Below are 18120 nucleotides of genomic sequence, written 5' to 3' on the forward strand. Positions count from 1 at the left end.
CATGCGCTAACATCCTACTTACAATCCTTATATTTAAAAATTGATTAAAATTTCAAATTAGATTCGAACAACCATCTAAATGGTTTGATTCTTTCTTCAACTTTTAATCCATGTCGTTTTATACTTTGCTCCTTGATCAATTCAACAGCCTCTTCAATAGAATCAGTCAATAGAAAGAGACTTAAATCTGCTTCGGATATAGTTCCTTGTTCTTTCATCATATACGTATGTTCAATTAATTTTTGGTGAAAGTCCTTGCAAAAAATAATTACTGGGAAATCATCAATTTTCTTGGTCTGGATTAGAGTGATAGCCTCAAAATATTCATCCAGTGTCCCAAATCCTCCAGGCATAACCACAAACGCAAAAGAATACTTTACTAAAAGAACCTTTCTTACAAAGAAATATTTTATTTCAACCCATTTATCAAGATATGGATTGGGATCCTGCTCTTTTGGAAGTTTAATATTACAAGCAACTGAACGCCCTCCTACATCTTTGGCCCCACGATTTGCGGCTTCCATAATTCCGGGGCCTCCACCTGTCATTATTGTAAAGCCAAGCTTGGCAAATTCTGCGGCTGCTTTTCTTGTCAATTTATAATATTCATGATCTTCCTTAAATCGGGCTGAGCCGAAAATAGTTATACAAGGACCTATAAAATGCAGTGCCCTGAATCCTTTGATAAACTGAGTCAAAATATTAATAGTAAAAAGAAATTCCTTTAAACGCGATTGCGGCCCACTGAGAAATTTTATTTCTGATTTAGTCATAAGGTTATTGTAATTTTTTAAAAATCTCAGGCTTTGCCTGCAATAAATACAGAATCTCTGATTTACCATCTTTTGCCCATTCCATACTTACTGGGCCGTTATAATAATTTTCTAGTATAATACCCCAATTAGCAATTAAAATCACTTCTTGATCAGACAAAATAAATTGTTCGCGCTTTTCAACAGGAGTATTAACCGTATGGATTTCATGATCAATTTGATGCACAATCATATAATTTTTGCTCCCAAGTTTTTTCTGAATAATTGACTTAATCCCTGTTGATATTGCAGGTTTATAAATTATAAATTCGTCGTGAACTACACTTTTTTGAAGTTTTTTTTCATGAAGACCCCAAATTCCGGAAATATGAATTACATCAGCAAACCCAGTTTCAGGATCAGAAGTATAGGCAACACCAGAACAAGATTTTTCGGAACCGATCATTCTTTGAACACAAACTGCCATGGCCTGATGCTTAGAAGCTTTTTCAATTAAAGCTAAATCTGAAAAAAGAGATGCAAAACATTTTTTTACTGTTTCTATTAACTCTCTTTCACTTTTAATATTAAGAAAAGTTTCATACAAATCAGTGCTGGCTTGATGAGCTTTTTCAAAGCTTATTTCGCTACTTCGAACAGCTACTTCAATAACAGAATCAGAACAAAGATCACGGTATGCAGCTATTATTGCATCATCTATATCTCCAGGCATTCGTGCGCCAAGTATCAGCGACCTGGCTTTTAAGCCAATTTTATAAACACTTCCTAAATTATTTCTATCTAAAGTGGCTATCAGCTTATCATGCACGCCATCCAGCTTATTATATTCAATAAAGCGTTTATACGCACTTGCAGTAATTGCAAACCCATTAGGCACACTGATGGCCTTAAGTTCAGGATGGGTAAACATCTCACCTAAAAATGCATTTTTAACACCAACCTCTTCAGTATCAGAAACTGAAATAGTATTTAGTCTTAAAACATAATCCTTCATAATTATACAATTATTCATACTCATGCATCATTTACTAGGCTTGAATCTATCCGAATTAAAAAACCAAATTCTCACCATACGAAAGTGCAATGAATATCCGCCATTATTTATGATTCATATTATCAATTAAAATGATATAAATCATACTCTATGATCAACCATATGCCAACTTTTACATCAGATTAAAACAAGGCTAGAAAATTCGAATGTGCGTTTTAAGATTAAAATACTAGGTTTTTCAAAAAATTTGTACCCAAAAAAGCAATATGGCTGAAGCACCAAATTTCAGGGATCATCTACCTTCAATTAATGATACTGAGAATAAAAGAAAATGGATGTATCCACAAATCATTAAGGGTAAACTATATCAATACCGAGATAAGGTTAGCTATTTTCTTCTTTTACTTCTTTTTAGTGGGCCATTCATTAAAATAAATGGAGAACAATTGATTCTTCTAAATGTAATTGAACGAAAATTTGTGTTTTTTGGCCTTATCTTTTGGCCTCAAGATTTCTATCTTTTTGTTTTAGCAATACTCACATTCATCGTATTTATAGTCATGTTTACTGCCATATTTGGAAGGGTATGGTGTGGCTGGGCATGTCCGCAAACCATTTTCATGGAGCTGGTTTTTAGAAAAGTTGAGAACTGGATCGAAGGAGATTATCTACATCAGCAAAAACTTGATGCAGGACCGTTAAGTATAGAGAAAATACTAAAAAAAGGATTTAAACATTTCATATTTATCCTGATTTCGTTCTTCATCTCCAATATTTTTCTGGCCTATATCATAGGATCAGACGAATTGAGTAACATAATGACAGATCCAATCGGAGAACATACTTCTGGATTTATATCGATATGGATTTTCACTTTTGTATTCTATATAGTCTATTCATATATCAGAGAACTGGTTTGTACAGTTATTTGTCCATACGGAAGGCTTCAGGGTGTACTCCTAGACAATCAAAGTATAATCGTAGCCTATGATTATGAGCGGGGTGACCCAAGAGGTAAAGTATTAAAAACTACAGATCAACATCTTGGTGATTGCATAGATTGTAAACTATGCGTTCATGTTTGCCCAACGGGAATAGATATTCGAAATGGCACTCAGCTTGAATGTATTAATTGTACCGCATGTATTGATGCTTGCGACATGGTGATGGAAAAAGTTCATCGTCCAAGCAGACTCATTGGATTTATGTCTGAAGATCAGATCAAATCAAAAACCGGATTTAAATTAAGCAAAAAAGTATACGCTTACTCCGTAGTTTTCCTTATTCTACTAAGTGTATTAAGCTACCTGTTGTTTAGCAGAAGTGCTATTGAAACAACTGTATTGCGTGCAGGTGGAACCTTATATCAGTTAAGAGATAATGGCACTGTGAGCAACCTTTACACTGCTGAATTGGTGAATAAAACCTCTGGGAATATTGATTTTGAATTGAAAGCAGAAGATGATGAGGTTAAAATCCAATTTATCCGTAAAGAGTCTACCATAAAAAAGGGAAGTAGTGTAAAAGTGGCTTTTTTTGTAATTAGAGCTCAGAAAGATATTGAAAAGTATAAATCAGAGATAGAACTTGAGATATTTTCAGCTGGTAATAAAATAGACGAAGTAAAAACAAATTTTATAGCACCACCAAATTAAATACGATGAACTGGGGAACAAAATTACTCATAGGAATGGGATCATTTATGGCATTCATTATTACTCTTGCAGTATTGATGATTACAAGCGATTCAGATGATCTGGTAGACAAAGATTATTATCAAAAAGGCATTGAATACGATAAGGATTATGACCGTAAAAGTCAAATGCAGAAAGATCAGGCTGAACCTGAAATAAGTATCGGCGATAGTATAAGAATCGTTTTCAATAAACCCATGACAGGAATTGTTCGTTTTCTTCATCCTTCTGATAACAAAAAAGACCGTATAGTTAACCTGAATTCAGGAATAGCTAAAGAAGTAGCACTACCTTTAACTGATATAGCAGAAGGGCACTGGAAACTTATTATTGAATGGAAAAGTGATGCAAAAGAATACCTATTTGAAAAAAGCATCACCATTCATTAATTGGATATTTCCATTTTATGAGATTATACAATCATAAAGTAAAATGAATTATAACGAGCTCGCCTTTTTTACTGGTTTATTTGGGAGTATACATTGCGTGGGAATGTGTGGACCGCTGGCATTTGCAATTCCAAGCTTTCACGAAAACCGCTGGATGATAATTTTCGACAAGCTGGTATACAATCTGGGACGAACACTAACCTATATATTTTTGGGTATTATTATCGGATTAATAGGTCGGCAGTTCTGGTTAGCTGGTATACAATCATCCGTCAGTATTTTAACGGGTGTATTCATCATTCTAGCAGCCTGCTCAAGAATGCTTAAAATTTCGTTTGGAAATTGGAAATGGATTTCTAAAATGGTACAACCTTTCAATAAACTAATATCCTATGCCATAAGGCATAAAGCAGGCCATCTAATAATCGGTATACTTAATGGTTTTCTGCCCTGTGGATTTGTCTATCTTGCCTTAGCAGGAGCATTAAATACAGGAAATGTGATGTATTCAGCGCAATACATGTTATTTTTTGGACTGGGAACACTTCCTCTAATGTTGGCAGCTATGGTTAGTGTTGGATTGGTTGGACCTTCCTTTCGCAGAAGAATAAATAAGGCAATTCCTTTTGTTATGTTGGCACTTGGAGTTTGGTTTATCTTAAGAGGTCTTAACCTAGATATTCCGTATTTAAGTCCCGAAAATATTAATGAAGGAGTTGAGATTTGTTTCCAGCTCGCGGCCTGACTTGATCCGGCCCGGCCCTAACCCGCCATACTAAACAATTGCGCTTCAGGCTGTTCTGACCAAAGGCGAGCGTCAAGGGTCATGCAGATGTTTCTGAGGAATCGCTTGCCTAAGGGAGTTACAATAAGTTTATTTTCAAGTATTTCTACTAAACCATCCTGTTCAAGCAATTTTGCTCTTTCAAGCCCAGCAATAAGTTCATTATTGCCTGATAATGGAGAATCCCAATCTGTTTTTCCTGTACACATCAAATTTAAAATATGTCTTCTTATCATTAAATCTACTTCTGTTAAATGATGGCCTTTAAGTACAGGAAACTGGCCTTTGTTAATCAGATCGTAATAATCTTCTACTTTTTTAACATTTTGGGCAAATGCAAACCAGCTATCACTAATAGATGAAACTCCCAGGCCAATCATTAGCTGGGTATACTGATGAGTATACCCCATGAAATTACGATGCAGCTTGCCTGAACGTTCTGCTTTATAGAGGCTATCAGTAGGTAATGCGAAATGATCCATACCAATTTCCTCAAAACCCATGGTGATAAACTTTTGGCGACCCAATTCGTACAATTTTTGCTTTTCAGTGACTGATGGCAGATCCTCTTCAGTAAAACTTCGCTGTCCGGGTTTTATCCAGGGCACGTGTGCATAACTGTAAAAGGCAATCCGGTCGGGCATTAGCTTTTCTACCTGCAGAATGGTCTCTGCAAGACCTAAAGCGGTTTGAAGCGGGAGTCCGTAGATTAGGTCAAAATTAATTGAAGTATATCCTATTTCTCTTGCAAGGCTTGTAATTTTTTGAACCTGCTCAAAGCTTTGCACACGATTTATAATCTTTTGAACTCTGGGGTCAAAATCTTGAATTCCAAGGCTTATTCGACGAAATCCAAGTTTATACAAAGTAATTAGATGAGCTTCACTTGTATTGTTAGGATGTGCTTCAAAACTAAATTCAGCATCAGAATGGATTACTGAACCATCCATCAATCCGTTTATCAATACATTTAGATTTGCAGCATCAAAAAAGGTAGGTGTACCACCGCCAAGATGAATCTCCCTGATTAGGGGTTTTTCTTCAAATATCTCCCGATATAGTTTCCATTCTTTTAAAATTGCCTGTATATATGGATCTTCAACGTGGTGATTTTTTGTAATTCGGGTATTACAACCACAATACGTACACAAACTTTCACAAAATGGCAAGTGGACATATAAACTTATACCGTTACTTGCATTACTCTGATCGAATGAAAATTTAACAGAAGTTTTCCATTCATTAATATCAGGAGCTGCAGTATCCCAATAAGGGACAGTAGGATAGCTGGTATAACGTGGTGCAGCCACGTGATATTTATTAATGAGTTGCTGCATGTTCATAAGTAATTGATAAAAATAAAATCAAACAAGGGTCAGATTTTTTTACATCCATCAGCACAGATACATGCCTTACCTGAACATTTACCTTCATGCCAGTTATCTAGATTTTTGATGGTAAGATTTGCAATTTCTTGTAAAGCTTCTTTAGTTAAAAAAGCCTGATGTGGAGAAACAATGACATTGGGATAAGATATTAGCTCTTTAAGAATTGCATCTTTATTTTCGTCATTTCTGTGATCATTAAAAAATAGACTTTTTTCAAACTCATATCCATCCAAACCGAGATAAGCAATTTTTCCACTTTTAAGAGATTTTAGCAATTCAGCAGTTTTTATCAATTCGCCACTTCCGGTATTGATCAGCATAACACCATCCTTCATCTTACCCAGACTTTGATTATTGATGAGATGCCTGGTATCGGGGTTTAATGCTACATGTAAGGAAATAATATCCGACTCGGCAAGGAGCTGGCCTAGATCTCTTGTTTCTACACCATTTAGAAATTCGGGATAGTATTTGTCATAACAGATTACCTTGCATCCCAAACCTTTATAAATAGCTGCTGTTGCTTGTCCAACATGTCCAAAACCTATTATACCTACTGTTTTTTTGAAAAAACTAAATCCAATGTGTTGATCTATTCTAAAATCAAATTCTCTTGTACTATTTACGGTCGATACAATTTTACGGCTCAAAGACAAAGCCAGCATAACTGCATATTCAGCAATTGATTGAGGTGAAAAAGATGGAACATTTGCCAGTTTTATTTTCCTTAAACCTGCAGCATTCCTATCGATATGGTTTGTTTCTAATGAACGGGTGGCAATATATTTTATACCAAGATCGGCCAGTTTATTAATAACGGCTTCAGAAACATCATCATTGGTAAAAACAATAACTGCTTCTTTTCCCTCTGCATACATAACAGTATCAAGGCTCAGAGGATTAGAAATTAAAGTAATATCGTGCTGCTTTTTATTAGCACGAGCCAAAAATTCCTTTTCAAATTCTTTGATACTGTAGGCAACAACTTTCATTCTATCATAGCTATTCTCCAAAAATAGAATTTGGAAAAGCTAGTTGTAATGAGTCAAGTCATGTAGAAAAATGATCTTTGTCAGTTTTTCATCTTTAGGAGTTTCAATTGATCAATAATTTGGATCACACTGCCCTTTTTTTCGATAATTCCCTCATCCTTAAAATCACTTAAAGTACGGCTAACTGTTTCTGTTGCCATTCCTGCCATGGATGCAAGGTCTTCTCTTGAAATCCGAATTTGAGACTCTCCAACAGAATCCTGATGAATTTTAGTTAGACGGATTAGAATCTCAGCCATACGCTTTCGTACAGAATGGTATGCGAGCTGTAGCAATTGCTCTTCCTTTTCAATGAGGTTACTAGAAATTATTTTAATAAACTTCTGACCAACATCTGTATAATTATCAAGCAATTGTTTAACAATATCTTTGGGAAGGAGGCAAATGGTGGTATCTTCTGTTGCTTCTACAGTTTCATTATAATGATCACCAGATAACATGGCCTGGATTCCAAGATATTCTTCTGAACCATACATTCCGGTCACAAGTTCTCTACCATCTTCATTTAACTTGATAGCCTTAACTCGACCACTTAGAATCAAATAAATGCCTGTTATAGAATCTCCCTCATAATAAACAATCTGCTTTTTTCTAACCAACTTTACTTTTCGATCGGCTATTACTTTTTTCAGTTCATCTAATCCCTGATTCTGATTTGCAAGAAGCTTAAGGCTTTCGTATGATTGGCTGTAAAAAGATTCTAATTTCTGCTTTTTATGAAATCGTGATTCAATGGCATTGAGCAATTCCATATCATCAAATGGCTTGGTCAAATAATCATCAGCTCCCATTTCCATACCTTTTCTCAAATCAGAACGCTCTGCCTTGGCAGTAAGAAAAATAAATGGAATATTTCCAGTATTCTGATTTTTTGAAAGTAGATACAATACCCCATATCCATCAAGCTCGGGCATCATGATATCGCAAAGGATCATATCCGGAAGATGTTTTTGGGCCAGCTCTACTCCTATTTTGCCATTTTCAGCTTGTAATACTTCATAACCTGCAAGTTCCAAGATTTCCATTGAACTTTCTCTGATGTCTTCATTATCCTCAATAATTAGAATTTTTTTCTTCATAGAAATTTACTGTGGAAAATTGAGTGTAAATACAGTTTTCTGATTAACAAGGCTTTTAAAATCTACTTTACCGCCCATAAGGTTAACGTATCGAAGAATTATATTCAATCCTAATCCGGTACCAGGTATGTTGCCAGTATTATTTGCTCTGAAAAAAGGCTCAAAAAGATGTTTATGATCAATTTCTGGAATACCAATGCCATTGTCCCGAACTGTTATACTACATTCCGTATCGGTAAGCTCAGTGTTAAATTCAATGAATGTATTTTCACCAGAGTATTTTATTGAATTTGAAATCAGATTAATAATACAATTTCGAAGCAAATTCTGATCAAGCAAAACCATACTATGCAAACCTGTATGCTGGTAAATGATATTTTGATCTTTTTTGGCCATTAACTGCATTTCTTCGGTAATCTCTTCAGCAAGTTTAACCATATCGAATTTAGTAAAATTAGTTTCGATTTTTCCAGCCTCCAAGCGTTCCAACGATAGGAAATCATCCAAAATGGTTGTTAGATTTCCAACTGAATTTTTGATTTTACTGACATGTTTACTAACATTTATGTCGTCTGATTGCGATTTATACTTTTCGATCAGCGAGGCTGATAGCTGAATGGAGCTCAGTGGTGTTCGAAATTCATGAGAAGCCATCGATACAAATCTGCTTTTAAGCTGGTTGAGCTCTATTTCTTTTTCGAGTGATTTGCTGACCGACTCTTTTGCTGCTTGGAGTTCAGTTACCGATTTTTGCAAGGAATTGGTTCGCTCTTCAACCAATTTTTCAAGTTGAGATGCATAATGAAGTATCTTTGATTCTGCTTCTTTCTCTTTAGAAAGATCATGAATAAACCCAGCATAAATAGTTCTTCCCGAATACTTTACTTCATTTACCCCCAAACGGAAGGGAAATAAAGTACCATCCTTTTTTTGCCCATTAACATCTCGACCTTTTCCAATGATATGAGGACTGGCGGTTCTTTGAAAGCGTGCTATATATTCATCATGTTGATCTTTATCAGGCCTGGGCATAAGCATTGAAACATTCTTCCCAATTACTTCGTCAATTGAGTAGCCAAATAAGGCACAAGCAGCGGGATTTATTGACTCTATCAATCCGCGCTCATCAATAGTTATAATGCCATCAATTGCATTTTCTATAATGGCATATAATAAAGCACTCTTTTCAGTCATGAGGTAAAAATACTCTTTTGAAAATGAAAATCAGGAAATTATGAATAGCTATAAGGTATGAAAATTATGATCAATTTAAAGCAAGATAAAGAACTGCTGCAAGGCTTGCTCCTACCATAGGGCCCATAACAGGAATCCATGAATACGACCAGTCACTTGATCCTTTACCTGCAACAGGAAGTAAACTATGCATGATTCTGGGGCCAAGATCCCGCACCGGGTTAATTGCATATCCTGTAGTTCCTCCTAGTGATAGTCCGATAGCCCAAACTAGGAACATCACCGGAATAGCACCCAAAGATCCAAGCCCGACAGGTGTTTTAGTATCTACAATTTCAGCAGTGGTAAAATAGAAGATTACAAAAAGTAATACAAATGAGCCAATGATCTCACTGGTCAAATTTGAAATTGTATTTCTTATTGCAGGTCCTGTACTGAATACCGCCAACTTTAAACCCTTGTCGTCTGTAACTAAAAAATGATCCTTATACTTAACCCAAACTAACAAAGATCCAAGCATTGCTCCAAGCAATTGGGCAAGCATATATATGGGTACTTGAGCCCATTCAAATTTACCGGAGATGGCAAGCGCGAAGGTTACTGCAGGGTTCAAATGCGCCCCACTGTAAGGAGCTGAGACTACTACACCAACAAATACTGCCAGAGCCCATGCCGTAGTAATCACCATCCAACCACCCCCATTGCCCTTTGTCCCAGTTAAAACTACATTGGCAACTACTCCGTTGCCTAATAAGATCAGAAGTGCTGTTCCTATAAATTCTGCTAAAAATGGTGTCATAATTGAAAATATTGTTTTTTATAAACTTACATTAGCTTTTGCAGCCTTTATTGCCCGCTCCCATCCATTGATCAATTCATCATAATTTTCAAGCGCTGCAGGTTCAAAATTCCTTTCAACTTTCCACTGTGCAGAGATTTCTTCCACATCGCTCCAGAAACCTGTTGCCAATCCGGCAAGATAAGCAGCACCCAGGGCAGTTACTTCTGTTACTTGCGGACGAATAACTTTGCATTTCATCATATCGGCCTGAAATTGCATTAATATATTATTTGCAGAAGCTCCACCATCAACTCTTAGCTCACTGATGGGAGTTCCAGCATCAGCTTCCATTGCCTTTAGCACATCCATGGTCTGATAAGCAATACTTTCTAGTGCTGCCCTTGCAAAATGTCCAGAATTTGTTCCACGTGTTATTCCTGTTATTGTTCCTCTGGCATGCTGATCCCAGTGAGGTGCACCCAGCCCTGCAAAGGCAGGAACAACAAAAACTCCACCATTGTCGTTTACTGTTGCTGCAAGGTCTTCAACTTCAGCAGAAGACTTGATCAATCCAAGTTCATCTCTTAACCATTGTACCACAGCACCACCTATAAATATACCCCCCTCTAATGCATAAGTTACCTCTCCATTAATTTTCCAGGCAATGGTAGTGAGCAGATTATTGGCAGATATGGCTGGTTTCTTACCAATGTTCATCAGCATAAAACATCCTGTTCCATAGGTATTTTTCACCATCCCAACTTTGGTACACATTTGTCCAAAAAGAGCTGCCTGTTGATCTCCAGCAATGCCAGCAATCGGAATTTTAGTTGCCAGGATATTACCTGCAGTATGACAGAATATTTCACTAGAAGATTTAACTTCCGGAAGCATGCTCATTGGAATATCAAAAATATCCAATAAAGTTTGATCCCATTCAAGAGTATTAATATCAAATAACATGGTACGTGATGCATTACTAACATCAGTAACATGGGTAGTATTTCCGGAAAGTTTCCAGATCAACCAGCTATCAACTGTACCGAAAAGTAGTTTGCCTTGCATCGCTTTTAGACGGGCACCCGGAACATTTTCAAGAATCCAACGAACCTTAGTGGCCGAAAAATAAGAGTCGATAATCAGGCCAGTTTTTTGACGGATCATATCGCCATGTTCCGTTCTGATCGAATCACAATAATCTGAAGTTCGACGATCCTGCCAAACAATTGCATTGTAAATAGGAAGGCCAGTTTCTTTATCCCAAACCACAGTAGTTTCCCTTTGATTGGTGATACCGATTGCGTGAATATCAATTGAATTAAGTCCGGCCTTGGCTATAGCCTCGGTAACAACAGAAACCTGACTTGACCAGATTTCTAAAGGATCATGTTCAACCCACCCTGGTTTAGGATAGATCTGCTCGAATTCTTTTTGCGAAACAGCAACAATACTACCTTTGCGATTAAATAAAATAGCTCTGGAACTGGTGGTACCCTGGTCTATAGATAAAATATAATCTGACATAGTAATAAAAATTAATTCGACCGGATGTTTATAGCTTAATTAAATATGAGAAAAATATGTAATATTGAGCATAATATTTATCGATAAAAAGATAGCATGCTACTATAATTATAGCAACAGCATGAATTATGAGTTTTTTAATTAAATGAGTAAATAGAATAAATAATCAAACCATTATCTATTCAAAACACATCAGCCATTTAACATGAATATTGGAATCATAGGCCTTGGCGACATGGGCTGTATCTATGCTAAATCTTTCTTAAAAGCTGGCTATAGGGTTTATGGCTGCGATTTACCACATCGCAGAGAACTACTCGAAGCAGAGCTTGGCCCTTATGGCATTGAAATTTTGAAAGATGGTAAAGAAGTTTCCCGTATATCTGATGTGATATTTTACTCTGTTGAAGCTGAACGAATTGCTGAAGTAGTGAGTCAATATGGCCCCCATACCAAATATGGGGCAATAGTAGCGGGGCAGACATCTGTAAAGCATCCAGAAATTGAGGCATTTGAAAAATACCTGCCAAAGGATTCTCATATTATAACCTGCCATTCACTGCACGGCCCAGGATTCGATCCTAAGGGACAAAAAATGATTGTGATCCCTCACCGTACAACAAAGGAGGCTTATCAGCGAATGACCGATATCCTTTTATCTTTGGGTTCGGTATTAAATGAAATAGCTGATTACCACGAGCATGATAAAATTGTTGCTGACACGCAGGCAGTAACACATATGGGCTTTGAAAGTATGGGCACCGCCTGGAAAGAAGCCGGCTTTTTTCCATGGGAAAATGCCTCCTATCTCGGTGGAATTGATAATGTAAAGATCCTGATCACTCTTAGAATATTTAGTTATAAGGCGCATATATACGGCGGATTAGCCATATTGAACCCCTATGCCAAGCAGCAGATCAAACGTTATGCCGAATCTGAATCTGAGCTTTTCAAGCTCATGATCAAAGAAGAAGCTGATACGTTCAGAAAGCGGCTTTATAATGCCAAGGATTTTATTTTTGGGCAGAATCATAAACCTTTAATGCTTAACGAAAAAGTCATGCAGGAGTTCTCACTATCGGCAGGATCTGAACATCGTAAACCAAATTCACATTTGAGTCTGCTTAGTATGGTAGACGCCTGGTATCATCTCGGTATAAACCCATATGACAATCTGATTTGCCAAACTCCCCCATTCCGGCTAAGATTAGGAATTGCTGAATACCTCTTCAAAAATGAAGAACTTTTAGAAGAATCAATTGAAACTGCATTATTCGATAAAACGATCCGTGGAGACGATTTGGAATTCCACTCAGCAGTACGCGAATGGTCATCAATTATTGGCTATGGCGACATGGAAGGCTATAAACAGCATTTTGAGCAAGTAAAAACATTTTTTGCAGGAAGGCTAGAACATGGCCGTGACCAAAGTGCAGAATTGATTAGAAAGCTTGAAATAGAATAATTCTTGAGTCATTTTCCATATATGTGACTTCTGTCATATTTTAAGAGCCCTTTAATGCTCTTATTTGCACTCGTGATTTTAACCTATTTATAATTTTCATGAGTCATACATTTCATATTCCTGTTCTTGGGCTAGCCTATTCTGTTGATACCCCAGTAAAAGTAGCACGTTATGGTATCAGTTCTGTTGTTTCTATAGTTGATGACATGTTGATTGAACGCATGCGTCAATTCTATACTGAAAAACGCAAGGAGACATTTGTACCCATAAATCCCAAAGAGGTCGATTTTAGAAGCAAAAGAATAACTGCCTATCTCAATCTTATAAAAAAGATTGTTGATGAACAGTTTGATACTCTGAAGAAGCAATCTTTTGATGATGGTACAGACCTAAACAGATATTTTAAATTATTACCTGACACATCACCCTTGAAAAGCAAATATGAGCAGATGCGTTCCAAACAAGACCGCATAGTAGTTTCTGCATTACAACAGGAATTGCTAAATGAAATGCAAAAGGGTGAAATTCAGGTAAATATTATGGCCAAGGTTGACCGGATGAATCCAGATACCAATGGTGAGCAACTTTCAGACTCCCTATCGGCATTGAAAGGTTTTGCTGAAAGTGATATAAACTCTGCTGTAGTATTATCAGCAGGAATGAATCCACGACTTTACGGTTACTTAGAAAACTTTGCAGACTTTCTTCCTGATCAATGGGGTAAATTTAAAAAAAGCGTCATTTTAAAGGTCAGCGATTTCAGATCGGCACTTATCCAAGCTAAATTTCTTGCAAAAAAAGGTATTTGGGTATCCGAGTTCAGAATTGAATCCGGACTTAATTGCGGTGGTCATGCATTCGCTACCGAGGGCTATTTACTTGGCCCAATTCTGGAGGAGTTTAAGCTGAAAAAACAGGAGATGATTAATGAGCTCTATGAAATGTATAGTAAGGCAATACTTGAAAAAGGCATTCAATTAACCCAGGCACCACAGATGAAGATCAGCGTCCAGGGAGGTATTGGAACTGCCCATGAAAATAATTTCCTGATGGAACATTATCAATTAGACGCTACTGGATGGGGAAGTCCATTTTTACTGGTACCTGAAGCCACAAACGTAGATGAGGAAACATTAGAACTACTGGCAACGGCATGTAAAAATGATTTTTATATCAGTAGTTCATCGCCCTTGGGAATTCCATTTAATAATTTCAGTAAAAGCACATCAGAAAAGCAAAGGCTAGAACGAATTGCCAAAGGCAGACCCGGCAGCCCCTGTGTAAAGAAATACCTATCCACAAATACAGAATTTACCGAACAACCAATCTGTACGGCCTCAAGAGAATACCAAAATTTAAAGATCAAACAGTTGGAAGCTGAAGGCTTAGATCCTGAAATTTTTCAGACAAAATTCAATGAGATCACTGAAAAAATATGCCTTTGCGAAGGCCTTGCAGCGCCAGCATACTTAAAAAATGACATTTTAAAGCCTAAAGAAAGTAGAGCTGTAGCTATTTGTCCGGGACCGAACATAGCCTATTTTAGTGGGAAATTCTCACTTGATGAAATGGTGAGCCATATTTATGGTAAGCTCAATTTATTGAATGATAACGACCGTCCAAACCTATTTGTAAATGAACTGAATCTTTATGTAGAATACCTCAAAAAAGATGTCAGTAAGCACTTACAGGAAATGAGTGATAAAAAAGCTAAATACGTTTCAAAATTTAAAGAGCAGCTGCAGGTAGGAATCGATTATTACAAACAACTTGTTCCAAAAATCACCAACCAGACCGAAGTTTACAGAAAGAAAATGCTGAATGAACTCAAAGTAATTGAAGAACAATTACAGCAGTTAAACCCGGTAGTAAATCAAGAAATATAATAGAAATCTGAATCAGGTAAAGCCGGATCATCAAAACACATTGATGACCGGCTTTTTTTTGATTAAAAATCTTGTAATTAATTCATTATTAGGTATTTATTAAAGTATAATTTTAATAAAATATGCACAAAAAACTCTCCAATTATGATTGTAATCATATAATTAGGAGAATTTAATAGATAAATTGTATGATAATAAAACTAAAATAAAAATTATGAGAAAGATCTTTTTAGCTACATCATTGATCTGTATTTCAATGCTGATAAGCTGCCAAAACAGTACAAAACAGTCAACTGAAACAGAGGGCAGTACAGAAACAATTGCTACTGGGCAATCAGGAGTACAGGATGATCTGTCGCAAAAAAATGTTGTTCAGGTTGCTATCGGGAGCAAAGACCACAGTACTTTAGTTACCGCTATCCAAGCTGCTGAATTAGTAGACGCATTAAGTAATGCCGGACCATTTACAGTGTTTGCACCTACCAATGAAGCATTCAATAAATTACCTGCCGGAACAGTAGAAAGTTTATTAAAACCTGAAAGTAAAGATGACCTGGCCAATATACTGCAGTACCATGTTTCACTTGGTGTATTTAAAGCTGAGAGTTTTACCGACGGGCAAGTACTTGGTCAAGTAAACGGCAATGACATCACCATAAGTGTAAAGGATGGCAAAGTTATGATCAATGGTGCAAAAATTGTTGCCTCTGTACCGGCATCAAATGGCATTATACATGTAATTGACGGGGTATTATTACCACCTGTAGCCAAATAAGTATCTAATTTTTAGCGAATATATTTCCTATTAAAAATACAATTATCAATTAAATGAGGATCTCCACGTAGAGATCCTCCTCTTAAATTAATAATAGAATCCTATTTACTTTTGGATTTTAGTTCTTTTTGATATTCCTGAATATTTTCGCTGATTATAACGGAAATATTTAATGCACGTTCTTTGGCAAGATCTGCTTTTGATCCTTTAAACAATTCATTAACTGTTTTTACGAATAAGTTATTCCAACGATTAAAATGAGTTTTATTTAGCGGTTGAATAGGATGAAGTTGTTTATGTAGTTTTATTGGATTGCCTGCATAAGAACCAGAAAACAGAATAGCATTTTCCCAGAAATTATACATGACCAAAAAATGAGTTGACCAGTTGACGTGTGCCACATCATTAAAAATATAGCCCAGCTTTTTATCGGCTATTACTTTGGTATAAAAAGTATTAACCAATAACTCAATATCTGTCCGGTTTTCTATATCCTTTTTCAACTAGCTATGCAGATTATGTCATTCCAATGGTATTCATTACACGTTCATTGCAGTTGTCTTGAATTAAGCAAAACAATTGCCTTTGCTACGTGCGAATATGTAATTCAATATAGTTACCTAGTTAGTCTAGATGAACCTCAAGGTTATCCTGAATCTATATTGATTCAGCAATAAAATGTGCAGTCAGTATATTTTTCTAAAATCCTAGTGCATATTTTGCTTTACCCTTAATTTCAAGAAGAAAACCTTGGCATGGTGGAGCATTCTTTTGATTAATCTATCAAGTATCAATATGCCGTGTTGCTCTCTAGAAATAGGTATTAATGTAGGATGTCTTTTTACATTAAAGATCTTTAGAATTAAATTTTCTGGCAGAATACCAAACCGGTAATAGGATCCAGAACAACAATACAAAAAAAGAAAATAGTAATCCAGTTGAGGTTCCAAAGAAGTCTTTGAAAACTGCACCAGTATATCCCATCATGGCAGACACATCGAGCTGCAATAGAATCAAGATTCGGCTTAAATCTATAGGATTAAGAGCACTTAATGCGATCATTGGCTTTTCCAACGGATAATCTGCAAACTGGAACAATAAAAACAAAACCAATCCATCGAATAACAATGAAAAATATAACCATAGCATAATTGCTGCGCCAATTCCTTTTGCTTTATCCCGCATTTTTACTGTTGCAAGAAAAGCGATGGCAGCAAAAATAATACTGAGAATTATTCCAGAAAGGATCATAGTATAACCTATTCCATTTGCCTGATAGATCAAAACCGGTATTCCTGCACCAATAAAAAATGCTATAGAAAGCGACGATGCAAGACCTATAAATAAGCTAAGCCAAATTGTACGTCTTTTGAGAGGCTGACTAACCAGCAGTTCAATAAACTCAACAGAATTATACATATAAATGGTAGAAAAAATAATGCTCACAAGTGGCACCACAATCAGAATAATATTCAATAAACTTAACAGTCCTTTACTGTTATTATCTTCCAAACTAAACACACTGAAAGATGCTACAAGCAAAAAAGCAGTGTAGATCACCACAATTTTATTTCGAAGGATATCTGTAATTACGTATTTTATTATCTTATTCATAGTTGCTGATCATCACTTGTGCAATTGATTTTACGAGTCTTTCCTCACCCGTATCCCTACGCAACTCTTCCATGCTTTTATGGAAAACAAGCTTTCCATCCTGCATATAAATAATCCTTGTAACCAAATCATCTAGATCGCTCAATATATGTGAAGTAATCAGAACCAGTTTACCCTTATCCTTTTCTGCAATAATTTTTTCTTTGAAGAGCTCAGAAGCTACCGGATCAAGACCTGCAGTAGGCTCATCAAGGATCAGTACTGAGGGTTTGAACAGAAATGCAAGTGCAGCACTTACTTTTTGAATGGTTCCGCCTGATAAGGTTCGCATTCTCTTATTCAAGAGGTTATTTATGGAAAACGCATGGATAAGATCTTGGTCTAGCTCGCCAGATTTACCACGTATATCTTTCATCATTCCCAATACCTGTCCAATAGTCATATTATCAGGATATCGACCAATCTGAGGCATATACCCTATTTCATCTCTGTATTGATAGTTATTAGCGATGTCTTTCCCATTGAAAGTGATAGAGCCACTATCAGGAATTACCATACCCAAAATTGATTTGATTAGTGTGGTTTTTCCACTGCCATTCGGACCAATCAATGCAATACATTCTGATTTATCGCAAGATGTAGATACATGGTCAAGCACGTTTAATTTACCAAACTGTTTATTTATATTTTTAAAAGTAATCATAGTTTATATGCTAAGAATCATCACT

Annotated in this window: 17 protein-coding genes; 6 read left to right on the forward strand and 11 right to left on the reverse strand. The window is 36.2% G+C overall.

The window, feature by feature from the left end; translation table 11 throughout:
* Nucleotides 1–44: 44 nt before the first annotated feature.
* Both ACIQZ6_RS00725 and ACIQZ6_RS00730 read right to left on the reverse strand, forming a co-directional pair.
* Nucleotides 45–773: a TIGR00730 family Rossman fold protein gene (locus ACIQZ6_RS00725; RefSeq protein ID WP_395807192.1), complete on the reverse strand. Its 729-nt coding sequence runs from the start codon at nucleotides 771–773 to the stop codon at nucleotides 45–47.
* A 4-nt stretch (nucleotides 774–777) separates the two neighbouring features.
* On the reverse strand, nucleotides 778–1767 hold the full coding sequence (locus ACIQZ6_RS00730; protein ID WP_395807194.1) for a PEP/pyruvate-binding domain-containing protein: 990 nt from the start codon (nucleotides 1765–1767) through the stop codon (nucleotides 778–780).
* A gap of 266 nt (nucleotides 1768–2033) precedes the next feature.
* Here ACIQZ6_RS00730 and ccoG point away from each other — a divergent pair, with 266 nt between their 5' ends.
* Genes ccoG through ACIQZ6_RS00745 form a run of 3 tightly spaced genes read left to right on the forward strand, consistent with a single transcriptional unit; the run spans nucleotide 2034 to nucleotide 4595 of the window.
* Entirely contained in the window at nucleotides 2034–3422 is a 1389-nt protein-coding gene (gene ccoG, locus ACIQZ6_RS00735; protein WP_395807196.1) for a cytochrome c oxidase accessory protein CcoG, read from the forward strand.
* Nucleotides 3423–3427: 5 nt separating this feature from the next.
* Nucleotides 3428–3850, forward strand: a complete 423-nt coding sequence (locus ACIQZ6_RS00740; protein ID WP_395807198.1) for a FixH family protein — start codon at nucleotides 3428–3430, stop codon at nucleotides 3848–3850.
* A 43-nt stretch (nucleotides 3851–3893) separates the two neighbouring features.
* A complete protein-coding gene (locus ACIQZ6_RS00745; protein ID WP_395807200.1) occupies nucleotides 3894–4595 on the forward strand; it encodes a sulfite exporter TauE/SafE family protein in 702 nt (233 codons plus the stop codon).
* Between the two features lie 17 nt (nucleotides 4596–4612).
* Here ACIQZ6_RS00745 and hemN read toward each other — a convergent pair whose 3' ends face one another.
* The 6 genes from hemN to glpK all read right to left on the reverse strand — a co-directional run bounded on the left by hemN (nucleotide 4613) and on the right by glpK (nucleotide 11652).
* Nucleotides 4613–5977: an oxygen-independent coproporphyrinogen III oxidase gene (hemN, locus tag ACIQZ6_RS00750; protein ID WP_395807202.1), complete on the reverse strand. Its 1365-nt coding sequence runs from the start codon at nucleotides 5975–5977 to the stop codon at nucleotides 4613–4615.
* A 32-nt stretch (nucleotides 5978–6009) separates the two neighbouring features.
* Entirely contained in the window at nucleotides 6010–7035 is a 1026-nt protein-coding gene (locus tag ACIQZ6_RS00755) for a 2-hydroxyacid dehydrogenase (RefSeq protein ID WP_395807204.1), read from the reverse strand.
* Between the two features lie 59 nt (nucleotides 7036–7094).
* Nucleotides 7095–8153 carry a response regulator gene (locus tag ACIQZ6_RS00760; RefSeq protein ID WP_395807206.1) on the reverse strand — a complete coding sequence of 353 codons (1059 nt, stop codon included), beginning with the start codon at nucleotides 8151–8153 and terminating at the stop codon, nucleotides 7095–7097.
* Nucleotides 8154–8159: 6 nt separating this feature from the next.
* A complete protein-coding gene (locus tag ACIQZ6_RS00765; protein ID WP_395807208.1) occupies nucleotides 8160–9347 on the reverse strand; it encodes a PAS domain S-box protein in 1188 nt (395 codons plus the stop codon).
* A gap of 70 nt (nucleotides 9348–9417) precedes the next feature.
* Nucleotides 9418–10146, reverse strand: coding sequence for an MIP/aquaporin family protein (locus ACIQZ6_RS00770; protein WP_395807210.1), 729 nt, complete (start codon nucleotides 10144–10146; stop codon nucleotides 9418–9420).
* Between the two features lie 18 nt (nucleotides 10147–10164).
* Nucleotides 10165–11652, reverse strand: a complete 1488-nt coding sequence (gene glpK, locus ACIQZ6_RS00775) for a glycerol kinase GlpK (protein ID WP_395807212.1) — start codon at nucleotides 11650–11652, stop codon at nucleotides 10165–10167.
* Nucleotides 11653–11857: 205 nt separating this feature from the next.
* Here glpK and ACIQZ6_RS00780 point away from each other — a divergent pair, with 205 nt between their 5' ends.
* From ACIQZ6_RS00780 to ACIQZ6_RS00790, 3 genes are all read left to right on the forward strand, one after another.
* The gene (locus tag ACIQZ6_RS00780) at nucleotides 11858–13117 is read left to right on the forward strand and encodes an NAD(P)-binding domain-containing protein (protein WP_395807214.1); all 1260 of its coding nucleotides are present in this window, start codon (nucleotides 11858–11860) and stop codon (nucleotides 13115–13117) included.
* A 98-nt stretch (nucleotides 13118–13215) separates the two neighbouring features.
* Nucleotides 13216–15003: a hypothetical protein gene (locus tag ACIQZ6_RS00785; RefSeq protein ID WP_395807216.1), complete on the forward strand. Its 1788-nt coding sequence runs from the start codon at nucleotides 13216–13218 to the stop codon at nucleotides 15001–15003.
* Between the two features lie 214 nt (nucleotides 15004–15217).
* Nucleotides 15218–15778 (forward strand): fasciclin domain-containing protein, encoded by a 561-nt coding sequence (locus ACIQZ6_RS00790; RefSeq protein ID WP_395807218.1) that lies wholly within the window; start codon nucleotides 15218–15220, stop codon nucleotides 15776–15778.
* A gap of 101 nt (nucleotides 15779–15879) precedes the next feature.
* Here ACIQZ6_RS00790 and ACIQZ6_RS00795 read toward each other — a convergent pair whose 3' ends face one another.
* The 3 genes from ACIQZ6_RS00795 to ACIQZ6_RS00805 all read right to left on the reverse strand — a co-directional run bounded on the left by ACIQZ6_RS00795 (nucleotide 15880) and on the right by ACIQZ6_RS00805 (nucleotide 18095).
* Nucleotides 15880–16281 (reverse strand): group III truncated hemoglobin, encoded by a 402-nt coding sequence (locus tag ACIQZ6_RS00795; RefSeq protein ID WP_395807220.1) that lies wholly within the window; start codon nucleotides 16279–16281, stop codon nucleotides 15880–15882.
* Nucleotides 16282–16624: 343 nt separating this feature from the next.
* The gene (locus ACIQZ6_RS00800) at nucleotides 16625–17392 is read right to left on the reverse strand and encodes an ABC transporter permease (RefSeq protein WP_395807222.1); all 768 of its coding nucleotides are present in this window, start codon (nucleotides 17390–17392) and stop codon (nucleotides 16625–16627) included.
* Nucleotides 17385–18095, reverse strand: a complete 711-nt coding sequence (locus ACIQZ6_RS00805) for an ABC transporter ATP-binding protein (RefSeq protein WP_395807224.1) — start codon at nucleotides 18093–18095, stop codon at nucleotides 17385–17387. The genes ACIQZ6_RS00800 and ACIQZ6_RS00805 overlap by 8 nt, the downstream gene beginning before the upstream one ends.
* Nucleotides 18096–18120: the final 25 nt, after the last annotated feature.

Origin of the sequence: Daejeonella sp., from assembly GCF_044348475.1 — a bacterium.
Classification (GTDB): Bacteria; Bacteroidota; Bacteroidia; order Sphingobacteriales; family Sphingobacteriaceae; genus Daejeonella.

What these genes read in the sequence shown, in the direction of transcription:
- glpK (WP_395807212.1), bottom strand. Translation starts at nt 11,652, where the DNA reads ATGTCAGATTATATTTTATCTATAGACCAGGGTACCACCAGTTCCAGA.
- ACIQZ6_RS00725 (WP_395807192.1), bottom strand. Translation starts at nt 773, where the DNA reads ATGACTAAATCAGAAATAAAATTTCTCAGTGGGCCGCAATCGCGTTTA.
- ccoG (WP_395807196.1), top strand. Translation starts at nt 2,034, where the DNA reads ATGGCTGAAGCACCAAATTTCAGGGATCATCTACCTTCAATTAATGAT.
- ACIQZ6_RS00765 (WP_395807208.1), bottom strand. Translation starts at nt 9,347, where the DNA reads ATGACTGAAAAGAGTGCTTTATTATATGCCATTATAGAAAATGCAATT.
- ACIQZ6_RS00785 (WP_395807216.1), top strand. Translation starts at nt 13,216, where the DNA reads ATGAGTCATACATTTCATATTCCTGTTCTTGGGCTAGCCTATTCTGTT.
- ACIQZ6_RS00800 (WP_395807222.1), bottom strand. Translation starts at nt 17,392, where the DNA reads ATGAATAAGATAATAAAATACGTAATTACAGATATCCTTCGAAATAAA.
- ACIQZ6_RS00780 (WP_395807214.1), top strand. Translation starts at nt 11,858, where the DNA reads ATGAATATTGGAATCATAGGCCTTGGCGACATGGGCTGTATCTATGCT.
- ACIQZ6_RS00805 (WP_395807224.1), bottom strand. Translation starts at nt 18,095, where the DNA reads ATGATTACTTTTAAAAATATAAATAAACAGTTTGGTAAATTAAACGTG.
- ACIQZ6_RS00730 (WP_395807194.1), bottom strand. Translation starts at nt 1,767, where the DNA reads ATGAAGGATTATGTTTTAAGACTAAATACTATTTCAGTTTCTGATACT.
- ACIQZ6_RS00790 (WP_395807218.1), top strand. Translation starts at nt 15,218, where the DNA reads ATGAGAAAGATCTTTTTAGCTACATCATTGATCTGTATTTCAATGCTG.
- ACIQZ6_RS00745 (WP_395807200.1), top strand. Translation starts at nt 3,894, where the DNA reads ATGAATTATAACGAGCTCGCCTTTTTTACTGGTTTATTTGGGAGTATA.
- hemN (WP_395807202.1), bottom strand. Translation starts at nt 5,977, where the DNA reads ATGAACATGCAGCAACTCATTAATAAATATCACGTGGCTGCACCACGT.
- ACIQZ6_RS00760 (WP_395807206.1), bottom strand. Translation starts at nt 8,153, where the DNA reads ATGAAGAAAAAAATTCTAATTATTGAGGATAATGAAGACATCAGAGAA.
- ACIQZ6_RS00770 (WP_395807210.1), bottom strand. Translation starts at nt 10,146, where the DNA reads ATGACACCATTTTTAGCAGAATTTATAGGAACAGCACTTCTGATCTTA.
- ACIQZ6_RS00740 (WP_395807198.1), top strand. Translation starts at nt 3,428, where the DNA reads ATGAACTGGGGAACAAAATTACTCATAGGAATGGGATCATTTATGGCA.